Consider the following 14,148-nt stretch of genomic DNA (forward strand, 5'->3'; position numbering starts at 1 on the left):
GTGCTCGTCAGCGGCTGTGCGACGTCAGTTTCGCCAGCGACGACGACGCGCCGGCGCTTGGTGATCCGATGCGCGCCTTGTCGCCATCCACGGCGGCGTCGGCCTCGGCCTCGACAGCGCCTTCGCCATTCGACGTGACCAGCAATTGGTCGTCGTCGAGCACCTGGCGCCGCATCGCCACGCCCACCGCCAGGATGTCGATCACCAGCAGGTGCAGGATGCGGGTGACCATCGGCAAATGGGTGGTCACGTCTTCGGGGTAGTCGATGATCAGCGCCACGTCGGCGCGCTTGGCCAGCGGTGACTGGCTGGCGGTGATGGCGATCACCGCGGCGCCGCGTGACTTGGCTTTTTCGACCACCTCCAGCAGCTCGGGCAAACGGCCGCTCGCGCTGATCACGACCACCACGTCTTTCGGCTTCAGCACGCCGGCGGCCAGCATCTGCAGCCGCGGGTCGGTGTAGGCCATGCTCGGCAGGCCAAAGCGCAGGAACTTGAACTGCGCGTCCATCGCCACCACGCCGTAGTGGCCGAGCGCGTAGAAATCGATGCGCTGCGCATCGAGCAGCGTCTCGATCGCGCGGTTGATCATTTCGCGGTTCAGCTGGCTGCGCACCTGCAGGATCGCCGACGCGGTGTTGCCCAGCACCTTGCTGCCGAGCTCCAGCATCGAGTCGTCGGTGGTGACCTGGGTGTGCGTGATCGGCACCGTGCCGGTCAGGCTGCTCGCCAGCCGCAACTTGAAGTCCGACAGGCCTTCGCAACCGAGCGAGCGGCAGAAGCGGATCACCGTCGGCTGGCTCACCTGCGCGGCCTTGGCGATCTCGGCGATCGGGTCGTTCAGCACCGAGCGCGGGTGCGCCAGCACATGGTCGGCCACGCGCAGCTCGGCCGGCGTCAGCTCGCCGCGCGCACGGCGGATTTGCGTCAGCACCGCCGAGGCCGGCGCGCTGCTGATCGTGCGCAGCTGCGCTTCGAGAATGGCCGACGCGCCGATGAAGGTCGCGTGCTCGGCCGTGATCACGAAGGTCGGGATGTCTGACAGGTAGCGGCTGAAGCGGCCCTTGTCTTCGAACCGGTCGCGAAACGGCGAGCGGTCGAAATACGAGCCCAGGCGCGGCACGATGCTGCCGCCGATGTAGATGCCACCCAGCGCCCCCAGCGTGACCGCCAGGTTGGCCGCCGCAGTGCCGAGCAGCGCGCAGAAGACCTCCAGCGTGTCGACGCACAGCTTGTCGGTGCCGTCGAGCGCACGCTGCGTGATCTCGGGCGCGCTCAGGTTGTCGGCCTTTTCACCGGCGTGGTCGGCCAGCGCCTTGTGCATCAACTCCAGCCCGGGGCCCGACAGCAGGCGCTCGAACGACACATGGTCGTACTGTTTCCAGGCATGGCGCAGGATCGCGATCTCGCGCTCGTCGCGCGGCGAGAAGCTGGTGTGGCCACCCTCGGAGCCGAGCGAGATCCAGCCATCGCCGGCCGGGATCAGGCCCGACACGCCCAGGCCGCTGCCCGAGCCGAGCAGCCCGATCACGTTCTGCTTGCGGGCATTGCCGCCGCCCACTTGGCGCAGGTCTTTCGGCCCCAGCCGCGGCAGCGCCATTGCCAGCGCGGTGAAGTCGTTCAGCACGACCAGCGTTTCCAACCCCAGGCGCTGGCGCATCTGCTCGATCGAGAACTGCCAGTGGTAGTTGGTCATCCGCACCTGGTCGCCTTCGACCGGGTTGGCGATCGCCACCGCGGCGTGCTGGATCTGCGTGCCGGCCGGCAAGGTGGCGACGTAGGCGCTGACGGTGGCGTGGAAGTCGGCGTGGTCCGCGCAGCGCAACGAGGCGATCTGCGTGAACTCGCCCTGGGCCACCTCGAGCGCGAAGCGGGCGTAGGTGCCGCCGATGTCGGCAATCAGCCGGGGGCTGTCGAACGATGCCATGGGGGACGATTTGCGCGGTGCGCCTGGCGTGAGGTGGGCCATTATCGAGCGCTTCATGGCCAGCCTCGCTCGGTGCTACCCGCGCACGAAAACCACCGCGGTGCGCGGCGGGATCGTGAAGCCGCCTGACGCGGCGTCGACACGGGCTTCGCGGGCACGCAAGTCCGCCGCGCCACGCCGTGCCTGGGCCGGGTGCAGTCGCCAGGCCGCGCCCTTCGCCAGCTCCGGCAGCATCAGCGTCTGCGCCGTCTCGGCCACGTTGACGAAGTACAGCAGCTCGCCGAAGCGCGCGTCGGCGCGGCCCGCCCCGTCGAGCCGGCCCACCAGCACGGCCGGGTTCTGCTGCGGACCGCTGTTCGGAAAGCTCAGGCGTTGCCGCACCTCGGCCGCGTCGCGCAAACGAAACAGCGGCGTGCTGGCACGCACCGCGAGCAGGTCACGAAACGCGTCTCGCGCCCAGGCGATGTCGCGCGGCTTGGGCGGCAGCGTCTTGTCGGCCAGCAGCGGCTGAAAGACCGGCCAGCTGCTCTGGTTGTCACGCTGCGGCGGCAGGCCGGTGCCGAAGTGGTTGGTCTGGTACGACCAGTCGAGGCGGTTGAACCAGTCGCCCGAGTCGTAGCTGTTGCGGTCGAGCGACTTGCTGCGCAGCGTGTCGATGCCGGCATGGAAGTAGGCCACGCCCTGGCTGAACAGGTTGATCGCCGCGGCCAGCATCTGCACCCGCGCCCGCTCGGCGCCGGTGGTGTCGTGCGGCAGCTTCAGCGCGTTGTTGTCGAACAGCGTCTGGTTGTCGTGGTTCTCGACATAGTTGACCACCTCGCCCGGCTCGCTGGCATAACCCGCCGGTTGGCCGGCATAGTCGATCTGCTCGAGCCGCCGGGCCTGGCCCTGCCAGGTGAGCATCTCGTAGTCGCGCAAGGTGCCGGCCAGGCCGATGCGCACCTGGTCGGCCAGGCGCATCGCCTCGTCGCGCGGGCCCTCGGCCGCCCCGTTGACATAGCCCTTGCGCGTCACCAGCGCTTCGCCCTCGTCGCCGGCCGAGCCTCCACGCACGGCGTCGCGGCCGCGGTCGCTGAAGGTGCCGATGCCGCTGCCATTGAGCGACAGCTGCGAGGCCTGCACGAAGCGTCGGCCATCGGCCACCTCGCCGAAGTTCCAGCCCTCGCCGATCAGGTTCACGTGGCGGCCGGTGGCGGCGTTCACCTCGCGCTGCAGCGCCTGCATCGCCGCGCGCGGCTGGTGCGCCATCAGGTCGAAGCGGAACGAGTCGATTCGGTACTGCGTGGCCCAGAGCTTGACCGAATCGGTCATCAGCTTGGCCATCATCGCGTGCTCGGTCGCGGTGTTGTCGCAGCAGGTCGAGCGCTCGACCACGCCGTTCGCGTCGAGCCGGTGGTAGTAGCCCGGCACGATGCGGTCGAGCACCGCCTTGGCGTGCTGCCCGGCCGCGGCGGTGTGGTTGTAGACCACGTCCATGCCGACGCGCAGGCCGGCGCGGTGCAGCGCCATCACCATCGCGCGGAACTCGCGGATGCGCACCGCACCATCGGCCGGGTCGGTGGCGTAGCTGCCCTCGGGCGCGCTGTAGTGGAACGGGTCGTAGCCCCAGTTGAAGCAGTCGCGCGCCGCATCGGCCATCACGGAGGCCTGCTGGGCCGGGCTGTCGGGCGCGGCGCTCGGCACCCGCGGGACCACGCAGCCCCGCTCGGGCACCGTGGCCAGGTCGAACACCGGCAGCAGGTGGATGTCGGTCAGGCCCGCCTGGGCCAGCGCGCGCAGGTGCCGCATGCCGCGCGACGCGGTGTCGGTGAAGGCCAGGTACTTGCCGCGGTGCGCAGGCGGCACGCTGGCATCGCTGGCCGAGAAGTCGCGCACATGCAGCTCGTAGACCACCATGTCGGTGTTGGCCTGCACCTTGTCCGGTGCACGGTGTGCGTCCCAGCCCGCCGGTTTCAGGCGCGCATCGTTGAGGTTGGCGATGTAGGCGCGCTGCGAGTCGGTCGTCAGGCTGACGGCGTAGGGGTCGGTCACGCGGTTGCGCACCCAGCCGGTGCCGGGCACGAACACGTCGACCAGGTAGCGGTAGTAGCGGCCGCGCCAGTCGGTGGCCTCGGTGTGGCGCCAGGCACCGGTCGCGTCGTCACGTTGCAGCATGCGTGCGGCCTCGGCGTGGCCGCTGCCGCGCGGGTAGACGCACAGCGTGACGGCCCGCGCGGTCGGCGCCCACAGCTCGAAGCGCGTCGCCTGGGCTTGCACCGTCACGCCGAGCTGCGCCAATTGCTGCGCCGGCGCGTACAGATCGTCCAGCAGGGCCGGCAGCTGAACCGATGTCGCATCGAGCACCGTTGCATCGGCGGCTTCGTGCACCAGGGCCCACTGGCCGCCGATCAACGCCGGCAGCTGGGCTGCATCGTCGGCCGCCAGCCGCAGCCGCGCGCCGGCGGCCAGGTGCTTGAAGCGTGGGGCCGGCTCGGCCGCCTGGGTGGCGCCGAGCACGAACGCCGCATCGGCACCCTGCACCGCCTGCCCCTTGGCCAGCACCAGCCGACCGCCGGCACTGTGGACAAGCCGGAAGCGGCTGCCGGCAACGGCGCCGGCGTCGGCCCCCGGCCATTGCAGCTGCTGCCGATCGAGCCACACCGCGCGGGCATCCGCCGGGCCGGCCGAAGGTTGCAGCACCGTCTGCCCATCGGCCACGTCGCAGTCGGCTTGCACGGCGTTCATGGGCGAGGCGCCGGTGGCCCACGCCGGCGCGAGCGCCAGGCCGGCCATCCAACAGATCAAGGTGGCACGCCGGATCGGCGCGCGTCGTCGGGTCGTCAAAGTGCTTGCTCCATGCCACGCGGCGCCGTCGCGCGACGGCAGTTTGCACAGTAACAAAACTACATCATTGGTGCACTCATGGATTCCACTGCCATGAAGAATCCTCTATCCTGGCCTCTCGATTGCCGTCGCATACCTCGTATCTTTACTACATCGCGCCGATCCTCGCCGGGCCCGGCGCGTGCCTTCTTCAGCACCCCATGAACCCGATTCTTCGTCTTGGCCGCGCCGGGCTCGCCGCCTTGCTGGCCGCTGCGGCGGCCGCCCAGGCCCAGCCGGTCGACCTGAGCCCGGTCCCGTTCCAGCCGACGCCCAGCGCCTTGCCCGAAGGCTGGCAGCACGGCGCGTTCATGGAGATCTTCGTTCGCGCCTACCAAGACAGCGACGGCGACGGCATCGGCGATCTGCGCGGCCTGACCTCGCGCCTGGACTACCTGAAAGACCTCGGCATCAAGGGCCTGTGGCTGATGCCGATCCAGCGCAACGCCGACGGTGACCACGGCTACGCGACCAGCGAGTTCCGCAGCGTCGCGCCCGAGTACGGCACGCTGGCCGACTTCGACGAGCTGATCCAGCAGGCCCATGCGCGCGGCATCGGCGTGGTGATGGACTACGTGATCAACCACAGCGCCGCCCAGCACCCGCTGTTCGTCGAGGCGCTGAAGGGGCCGTCGAACCCGTACCGCGACTGGTTCATCTGGAGCGACACGGCGCCCGCGGGCTGGGACATCTGGGGCAACTACCCCTGGTACCACGCCGCTTCGCAGCCCTGGCTGTTCAAGGGCCACCCGAAGGACCTGCCGAAGCCCCCGCCGGGCGCCAAGGGCTTCTACTTCGGCACCTTCGGCCCGCACATGCCCGACTTCAACCTGCGCAACCCGACCGTGCTGGCCTACCACCTGGACAGCCTGCGCTTCTGGCTCAACCGTGGGCTCGACGGCTACCGCCTCGACGCGGTGCCGCACATGATCGAGAACGACGCGGTGCACTGGAACGACCAGCCCGAAAGCCGCCGCCTGACCAAGCAGCTGCAGGACCTGATCAAGCAGTACCCGCAGCGCTACGTGGTCTGCGAAGCCACCGCCGAGCCCGCGGCCTACGGCGACCCCGCCGTCTGCGGCGGTGCGTTCGCGTTCGGCTACACGCAGCACTTTGTCGAAGCGGCGCGCGGCCGGCCCGAGTCGGTGCAGAAGCTGGCCGAGTTCTACCGCACGGCGTCGCCGACGATGGCGACCTTCGTCTCCAACCACGACATCTTCGCCGGCCAGCGCCTGTGGGACCAGGTCGGCGGCGACCTGGCGCGTTACCGCGTTGCCGCGGCCGGCTACCTGTTGCAGCCCGGCACGCCCTTCGTCTACTACGGCGAAGAGATCGGCCAGGCCGGTGTGACGCAGCTCGACGGCGACATGCCCTTGCGCTCGCCGATGAGCTGGTCGGCCCCCTCGGGCCCCCAGGGTTTCACCAGCGGCACGCCGTTCCGCCCGATCGCCCCCAACGCCGCCGCCTTCAACGCCGCCGCCGAAGCCAAGGACCCAAGCTCGCTGCACGCCTTCTACCAAGCCCTGCTGGGCCTGCGCAACAGCCGGCCATCGATCGCCCGCGGCAGCTTCGACCAGAGCTTCGCCGAGGGCCTGGTGCTGGGCTTCCAGCGCCGCCTGGGCAACGAGCGCACGCTGGTGCTGATCAACTACGGCACGCAGGCCGCCCAGCTGCGTGTGCCGGCGCTGGGGCCTGGCGACCGGCTCGCGGCGCTGTACCCGGCGGGCGCCGACAGCGCGCCTGGCGACACGCTGACGCTGCCGCCGCAATCGATCCGGGTGTTCGACATCCGATGACACCGCCTGTGCCCACGCCCACGCTCGAAGCCGAGCGCCAGGCCGAGCAGCTCGCGTTCGAAGCCAGCGGCGCCGAGCTGGCGTTCGGCGAGCCGCAAGGCCTGCCGTGGCCGGTCGACACGCTGGCGGCCGGTGCGCCCGGCCAGTTGCCGGTCGTCGAGCGGTTCGACTCGGGCCTGACGGCGAAGGTCTTTCGCCTGCGTGCGCAGCCTCGCGACTGGGCGCTCAAGCGCGCCCGCCCGCAGGCGCTGGTGAAGAACATCGACGGCCAGACCTCGTTCCTCAACGAGGTGCAGCGCCGCATCGACCTGGCCGCGCTGAAGCAACGCGACCCCGCCGGCCCGGCGCGCTGGGCGGCGATCGTCGACACCCGCTACGCCTCGTACCGCCACGGTGTGATCCTGTCGCCGTGGATCGAGGGCCAGCCGGTGGCCGACTGGGACGAGCGCCGGCTCGCCCAGATCCTGTACACCGCGTGCGCGCTGTGGACCGAAGGCTTCTTCGAGTGGGACTGGTGCAGCGGCAACATCCTCGACGATGGGCGGCAGCTGCGCCTGTTCGACTTCGGCTACATGTACCGCTTCGACCCGCGGCGCCACTTCAACACGGCCGGCTGCGGCACCGACGTGCCCTTGTTCCACCCGGCCGAGCGATTCGAGACGCGCAACCACTCGGGCCACCTGCTGGCGCTGGCCGACACGCGCGGCGAGGCCGCCGCGCTGGCGGCCTTCCGGCTCGAAAAGACCATCGCGCTCGAGACCTACCGCTGGATGCGCGCCACCATCGCCGAGCGCGGCGCGAGCGCCACCGTGCTCGCCTGGCTGGACGGCATCGTGCGGCGCTGGGCCGACGCCCTCGGCGGCAGCGCCGAAGCGCTGTACTGGGCCGAGCAATGGCGCTCGCACGTGCTCGATCTGGACGATGACCTGCGCGGCCACAGCTGCACCCCGACGACGCTGCGGCGCGCCGACTGGCTGCTGCACGCGCTCACCCACCATGCCGACGCGTTGCGGGCGCAACAGGCGCTGTTCTGGGGCGACGAACACAAGAGCCACGACGCGCTGCGCGCCGACTACGCCGCCAAGCGCCGGCTGGCCGAGCATCGCCAGCTCGGCCCCCATGGCCAACACCCACCATCCGAGATCACGACATGAAACGATGCCTGGCCGCCTGGCTGTGCGCCGCCCTGTTTGCCCTGCCCCATGTGGCGTCGGCCGCCAGCGCCCCCCAGGCGCCGGACCGCGTCGAGCCGCCGTTCTGGTGGGTGGGCATGCACCACCGCCCGCTGCAGCTGATGGTGCATGGCGAGCGCATCGCCGAGTTGCAGCCGCGGGTGAAAGCTCCGGGCGTCAAGCTGCTCACCAGCCGTTCGGCCGGCAATCCGAACTACCTGTTCATCGACCTCGACATCGCCCCCGGCGCGAAGGCCGGCACGATCACGATCGATTTCCTGCGCGGCCACACCGTGGCGCTGCGCCAGCCCTACACGCTGCGCGCCCGCGCGCCGGGCTCGGCCCAGCGCCAGGGCTTTGGCCCGGCCGACGCGATCTACCTCGTCGTGCCCGACCGCTTTGCCAACGGTGACCCGGCCAACGACAACGCCGACGCGCTGGGCGACCCGGTCGACCGCGCCGACCCCGGCGGGCGCCACGGCGGCGACCTGCAGGGCATCGCCCAGCACCTGGACTACATCGCCGGCCTCGGCTTCACGCAGCTGTGGCCCACGCCGATCGTCGAGAACAAGCAGGCGAAACACTCGTACCACGGCTACTCGGCCACCGACCTGTACCGCATCGACCCGCGCTTCGGCAGCAACGAGGACTATCGGCAGCTCGTCGACCAGGCCCGCGCCAAGGGGCTGGGCGTGATCATGGACCTGGCGCCCAACCACATCGGCTCGGGCCACCGGTGGATGCAAGACCTGCCGGCGACAGACTGGTTGAACCACCCCGACCACTACGTCGAGACCAACCACCGCCATGTGACCGTGCAGGACCGCTACGCAGCGGCCAGCGACAAGGCCGGCATGACCGACGGCTGGTTCGTGCCGACCATGCCCGACCTGAACCAGCGCCAGCCGCTGCTGGCCACCTACCTGGTGCAGAACGCGATCTGGTGGATCGAGTACGCCGGGCTGTCGGGCATTCGCGCCGACACCTACCCGTACTCGGACAAGGCCTTCCTCGCCCGCTGGTCGGGCGCGATCATGGCCGAGTACCCGCACCTGTCGATCGTCGGCGAAGAGATGACCGACCACCCGGCGATGGTCGCCTACTGGCTGCGCGGCCACCGCAACCACGACGGCTACGTCTCGCCGATGCCCAGCATGATGGACTTTCCGCTGCATGGTGCGCTGCGCCAGGCGCTGGTCGAGCCCGAGGGCCAGGGCTACGGCGTGGGCCTCGGCCGCTTGTACGAGGCGCTGGTCGACGACATGCAGTACCCCGAGCCGTCAAAGCTGGTGCTGTTCGAAGGCAACCACGACACCAACCGCGTCTTCTCGGCGCTGGGTGAAGACCTGGCGCTGAACCGGCTGGCGCTGGCCTACATCGCGACGATCGCGCGCACGCCGCAGATGTTCTATGGCAGCGAGATCCTGATGACAAGCCCGATCGAGCGCAACGACGGCATCGTGCGCAGCGACTTTCCCGGCGGCTGGGCTGGCGACCCGGTGAACGCGTTCACCGGCCAGGGCCTGAGCACCGCCCAGCGCGAGACCCAGGCCTTCGTCAGGCGCTTGTTCAACTGGCGCAAGACCTCGGCCGCGGTGCAGCGTGGCCGGCTGGTTCACTACGCGCCCGATCGCGGCACCTACACCTACTTTCGCCACGACGAGCGGACAGGCGCCAAGGTGATGGTGGTGTTGAGCAAGGCCACCACCGAGGTCAAGCTCGACACCCGCCGCTTCGCCGAACTGCTGCCCGCCAACGCCAAGGGGCGCGAGTTGTTCAGCGACGCCATGGTCGACCTGGGCCATGAGTTGGTCGTGCCGCCGCGCTCGGCGCTGGTGATCGACGTGTCGCGCCAGTGAGCTGTTAGGCCTAAGCCAGTGCAGTGTTTGATGCTAGGCGGAACGCAAGAAGACCGATGGATTTGGTCGTCTGGCTAGGCGCAAACCACAGCGATGCCCGGTGGCATCGCGAGGATTTGCAACGACGCAAGGCGGCCAAAGGCGCGGTCTTATGTTCCGCATAGCGTCGAACACTGCACTAGCATGGACGTTTTCGAGGGAGCGTCCATGCAACAAACCATCTACCGAGCCGCGGCCATGCTGCTGGCGGCTGTCACCGTCGCCTCTTGCGGCGGGGGCGAAGAATCACGTGAAGAAACCTGGGAGGTGCACAGCAGCGAGCAGGAGTGCTACAGCTACATGCCCACGCTGTGCCTGCAGACCCGCTCCAGCGCCAGCAGCGCGTGGGAGTTTCAGTACGCCGGCATCCGTGGCTTCAGCTACGAGATGGGCTACCGCTACCAGGTGAAGGTCCGAATCACAGAGGTCAGCCCACCGCCGATCGACGGCTCCAGCGAAAAAACCGAACTGATCGACGTCTTGGCCAAGACCGCCGTGCCGCGCGCCGAGACCTTCGACATCTCGGTCACCGAGCCGTCGTCGATCACCAAGGTCAATGACACCACCTACCAGCTGTTCAACCGCCGCACGCTCACCTGCACGGCCGAGAACTGCATGGTCATCGAAGCGGCGCGCACCGGCGGCCTGGGCCTGCTGCTGCGCTTCGACCACCAGAACTCGCCCGTCGGGCCGATGCACCTGCTGGGCATCACCTGCACAGCACCGAGTGCCACCTTCCGCCAGACCTGCTTGGATTGAAAGGGTGGCGCGTTCATCCCCGTTCGTGCTTGTCAAAGGTGCGCGAAGCGTCGCCGCGCATCAAGTGGCGTGCGCGGATCTGGCTTCGCCAGTCCGCTGCGCGAGCCCCCTCGGGGGCTTCACTCGGACATGAACAGTCCTGAGGACTGTTCGTGCCTAGCGAAGGGCCGAGCCTCTGGCTCGGCGCGGCCTGCAAGGCAGCCCCCGGAGGGGGCGTGGGGGCCAACTAATGGTGCCGCCGCTTGACCTCGGGCACCGAGAACTCGCGCCCGATCACCGATCGGGCGTACAGGTAATTCAGTTTGGCGCGGGCGCTGAGGCTGTCGAGGTTGACGCAGCCTTCGGCGTCGCACTCGAAAGCGTAGGCGCGACCGGCGTCGAACAGCGACTGGAATCGCAGCTCGTAGTGCCGGCGGTCGGGAAACTGCAAGCGGAGATCGGTTTTCATGGTCAGCCCTCCTTGGACATCATCCACGCGGGGCCTGGCCGAAGCCTGCGGCCCTTGGGCGTATCTGACGCCTGAACAGCCTCCATTGGCATCCCCATCCCGCGGGACGCCCATCCCCTGCTTGTGGGACGTGACTCCCATGGGCCGTCATCAACTGCCACGCATGCGAAAAATTCACGTCCTGATCGGCCTGACCGTTGCGGCCACGGTGTTGTCCACCCCGGCCGCACAGGCGGCCGAGCCTGCCTCGCCCACCTGCGTGCTGCACTACCGCATCACGCCGCACTACGAGCGCTCGCCTCGCGCGCTCGAGGTGGAGCTCGAGTTCCCCGCCGACGACCGGCGTGAAACCTTCATCCGCGTGATGCCGTCGTGGGCCGGCGTGGACGACTTCGCCGCGGCCCTGACCGGCTGGCACGGGGTGGGGCCCGGCGTCACGGTGGCCCAGGCCGAGTTGCCGAACCGTTGGCGCGTCGACCACCCCGCAGGCGGCACGGTTCGGGTGGCCTACAGCGCTCGCGCGGCCCTGCCCGACCCGGACGACGGCCGGCCGCAGGACCAGGCGCAGATGTACCGCACACAGATCGGTGCCGATTGGTTCCAGTTCTTCGGCTACGGCGTGCTGCCCAGCGTCGAGCCATGGGGCGACCGCACCACCCCACGCCAATGCGTGACCGTGCTGCAGCCGGGCCAGCCTGGTGCCCCTGCGTTCAGCAGCCTGGGTACAGGCCAGGGGCCGGCGACCGAGTGGGCGCTGCAGGCCTCGCCCGAGCGGCTGCGCCACGCGTTCTACGCCGGCGGCCCGGGCTGGCGCCTCGCCGAACGCCGCCTGGCCAGCGGCCCGGTCCACACCGCGGTGCGCCACAAGTTCCAGGTCGAAGACGGGCGATTCGCCGACGAAGTGGCGAGCCTGCTGGACGCACATCGCCGGTTCTGGGGTGACGAGCAGGCCGCACCTCAATGGGTGGTGCTGACGCCCAACTTCAGCGCCGGCGACTTTGGTGGCACGCTGGTGGACCACGCTGCCGTGCTGCACGCTGGCGCCGATTTCGGCCCTGGCAACAGCGCCTTCGAATCGCTGGTCGGGCACGAGAACCTGCACCAGTGGATCCCCCATCGCTTCGGCTCGCTGGCCGAGGGCCCCGCGCAGCAAGTCAGCGACTACTGGTTCTCGGAAGGCTTCACCAACTACTACACCCACCGGTTGCTGCTGGCCAGCGCGCTGTGGTCACTGCCACGCTACGCCGATGAATTGACCGAGGTGTTGCAGCGCTATTGGCGCTCGCCCGCGCGCAACGCCACGGTCGCCAGCATCGCGCCGCGCTTCTTCAGCGACCGCGACGCCGGCCAGCAGCTCTATGCGCGCGGCGAACTGCTGGCGATGCGCTGGGACAGGATATTGCGCCGCAAGCAGCATGACGGCCTGGACACCGCGTTGAAATCCCTGCTGATCGCGCCCGGCGACGCGGCGAACCGCCCGCTGGCCAGCGACCACGTGCTGGACGGGCTGACACCCTGGCTGGGCGAGCAGCCCCGCCGCGACGTGCACGACTTCATCGACGAGGGCCTCGACCTGCCGCTCGACGACGCAGGCCTGGCGGGCCCCTGTTTCACGCTCGGCTGGCGCGACGAGCCGCGCTGGGTGCTCGGCTTCTCGACCGACTCGTTCGCCGATCGACAGGTGCGCGGTGTGCAGCCCGACGGCCCGGCGCACCGCGCAGGGTTGCGCAACGGCGCGCGGCTGTCGAGCTGGTCGATCTACGGCGGCGACGTTTCGCGCGACGTCGAGCTCGCCATCGAAACGACCGACGGCCCGCCGCAGACCCTGCGCTTCAAGCCGGTGGATGGCTCGAGCGATCACCTGCCCTTCGTCACCACCCGGCCCGGCGCGGCCGACGAGGCCGCGTGCCGCGCCTGGGTCAGGGCAGCCTCACCCCGTCCTTCGTCGTGATGCGCCAGCCCCAGCCGTCCAGCTTCACATCCCCCAGCACCGGGTGGGCGGACAGGGACTGCGGGGTGGGCGACAGGTTGACGACCACGGTGACCTGGTCTTCGTCGCGGGTGCGCTGGAAGGCGAACAGCGTGGGGTGGCCCAGTTCGACGATCTGCAACGGGCCGCCGAGCGCGCCGTTGACCAGCGCCGGGTGCTCGTGCTTGAGCTTGAACAGGCGGGTGTAGAAGTCGCCCAGCGGGTAGTTCTTCCAGGCGATCGGGTCTTTCTCGAAGAACTGCAGCCGCTTGTCCAGCCCACCCTCCTGGCCGCCATACAGCAGCGGCATGCCGGGCAGCGTGGCGGCCAACACCGCAAAGGCCTGCAGCGACGGGCCGAAGGCCTCGGCATCGCTGGCCTGCCACGAGTTGCTGTCGTGGTTGGCGGTGTAGCGCATGCGGTAGGCGTCCGCCGGGAAGGCCTGCTTGGGCTGCATCAGAAACTGCACCAGCACCGACTTGCCCGCATGGCCCTTGGCCACCGCCTTGAACACGTCGTACAGCCCGAGGTCGTAGGTCATGTCGAACGCGCCGTCGTGCATCGTCGGCGCGTCCCACTCGGCCAGCATGAAGACCGGCTTGATCTTGTCCAGCGCCGCCCGGGCCTCGCGCCAGAACGGCATCGGCACCAGGCCGGCTACGTCGCAGCGGAAACCGTCGACGTCGACCTCGCGGACCCAGAACGACATCGCCTCGATCATCGCCTGGCGCAGCCCGGGCTGGGTGTAGTCGAGCGCGACCACGTCGGTCCACTCTTCCTTGTGCTCGCCTTCGCCGAAGGTGACCGGGTAGATCTCACCCTTGGCGTTCTTCTTGTACCAGTCGGGATGCTGGCCGACCCAGGGGTTGTCCCAGGCGGTGTGGTTGGGCACCCAGTCGAGGATCAGCTTCATGCCCATCGCGTGCGCCTGCTGCACCAGCGCTCGCAGATCGTCCATCGTGCCGAACTCGGGGTTCACGCCCAGGTAGTCGCGCACCGCGTAGTAGCTGCCAAGCGTGCCCTTGCGCTGCATCAGGCCGATCGGGTGCACCGGCATCAGCCACAGGATGTCGACCCCCATCGCCTTCAGCCGTGGCAGGTGCGCGGCAAAGGCCTTGATCGTGCCCTCGGGCGTGTACTGGCGCAGGTTGACCTCGTAGATCACGGCCTGGCGTGACCAGGGCGCATGCGTCACGTTGTCGGGCGGCAGGGCATCGGTGGCTTGGGCGGCAGCAGGCATGGCAAGGCTCAGGCAAGCCGCCAGCAAGACCGCGGGTCGGGACAAACGGCGGCAAGGCATGGTGGCCACTCCGTGGT

The 14,148-nt window shown here is 69.4% G+C and carries 9 protein-coding genes; 5 read left to right on the forward strand and 4 right to left on the reverse strand.

All coding sequences use genetic code 11. From position 1 onward, the window contains the following. Positions 1-7: 7 nt before the first annotated feature. Positions 8-1,927: a glucokinase gene (locus tag ACE3SG_RS17490; RefSeq protein ID WP_374567135.1), complete on the reverse strand. Its 1,920-nt coding sequence runs from the start codon at positions 1,925-1,927 to the stop codon at positions 8-10. A 75-nt stretch (positions 1,928-2,002) separates the two neighbouring features. Beyond that, entirely contained in the window at positions 2,003-4,651 is a 2,649-nt protein-coding gene (locus ACE3SG_RS17495; RefSeq protein ID WP_374567137.1) for an alpha-1,6-glucosidase domain-containing protein, read from the reverse strand. 299 nt (positions 4,652-4,950) lie between these two features. Here ACE3SG_RS17495 and ACE3SG_RS17500 point away from each other — a divergent pair, with 299 nt between their 5' ends. The 4 genes from ACE3SG_RS17500 to ACE3SG_RS17515 all read left to right on the forward strand — a co-directional run bounded on the left by ACE3SG_RS17500 (position 4,951) and on the right by ACE3SG_RS17515 (position 10,414). Further along, positions 4,951-6,585 (forward strand): alpha-amylase family glycosyl hydrolase, encoded by a 1,635-nt coding sequence (locus ACE3SG_RS17500; RefSeq protein WP_374567139.1) that lies wholly within the window; start codon positions 4,951-4,953, stop codon positions 6,583-6,585. Beyond that, the gene (locus tag ACE3SG_RS17505) at positions 6,582-7,739 is read left to right on the forward strand and encodes a hypothetical protein (protein ID WP_374567141.1); all 1,158 of its coding nucleotides are present in this window, start codon (positions 6,582-6,584) and stop codon (positions 7,737-7,739) included. The genes ACE3SG_RS17500 and ACE3SG_RS17505 overlap by 4 nt, the downstream gene beginning before the upstream one ends. Further along, complete coding sequence (locus ACE3SG_RS17510) at positions 7,736-9,616, forward strand: glycoside hydrolase family 13 protein (protein WP_374567142.1); 1,881 nt, start codon at positions 7,736-7,738, stop codon at positions 9,614-9,616. The genes ACE3SG_RS17505 and ACE3SG_RS17510 overlap by 4 nt, the downstream gene beginning before the upstream one ends. A gap of 207 nt (positions 9,617-9,823) precedes the next feature. Then, positions 9,824-10,414, forward strand: a complete 591-nt coding sequence (locus tag ACE3SG_RS17515; protein ID WP_374567144.1) for a DUF4377 domain-containing protein — start codon at positions 9,824-9,826, stop codon at positions 10,412-10,414. A gap of 226 nt (positions 10,415-10,640) precedes the next feature. On the opposite strand, the gene ACE3SG_RS17520 is transcribed toward ACE3SG_RS17515, so the two are convergent. Continuing rightward, positions 10,641-10,862: a hypothetical protein gene (locus ACE3SG_RS17520; RefSeq protein ID WP_374567146.1), complete on the reverse strand. Its 222-nt coding sequence runs from the start codon at positions 10,860-10,862 to the stop codon at positions 10,641-10,643. 163 nt (positions 10,863-11,025) lie between these two features. Between ACE3SG_RS17520 and ACE3SG_RS17525 the strand changes: the two genes are divergently transcribed. Then, positions 11,026-12,813, forward strand: coding sequence for a hypothetical protein (locus tag ACE3SG_RS17525; RefSeq protein ID WP_374567147.1), 1,788 nt, complete (start codon positions 11,026-11,028; stop codon positions 12,811-12,813). Here ACE3SG_RS17525 and ACE3SG_RS17530 read toward each other — a convergent pair. Continuing rightward, positions 12,782-14,071: an alpha-amylase family glycosyl hydrolase gene (locus ACE3SG_RS17530; RefSeq protein WP_374567149.1), complete on the reverse strand. Its 1,290-nt coding sequence runs from the start codon at positions 14,069-14,071 to the stop codon at positions 12,782-12,784. The two genes, ACE3SG_RS17525 and ACE3SG_RS17530, sit on opposite strands and share 32 nt — an antisense overlap. Positions 14,072-14,148: the final 77 nt, after the last annotated feature.

The organism is Ideonella sp., from assembly GCF_041914305.1.
Classification (GTDB): Bacteria; Pseudomonadota; Gammaproteobacteria; order Burkholderiales; family Burkholderiaceae_C; genus Ideonella.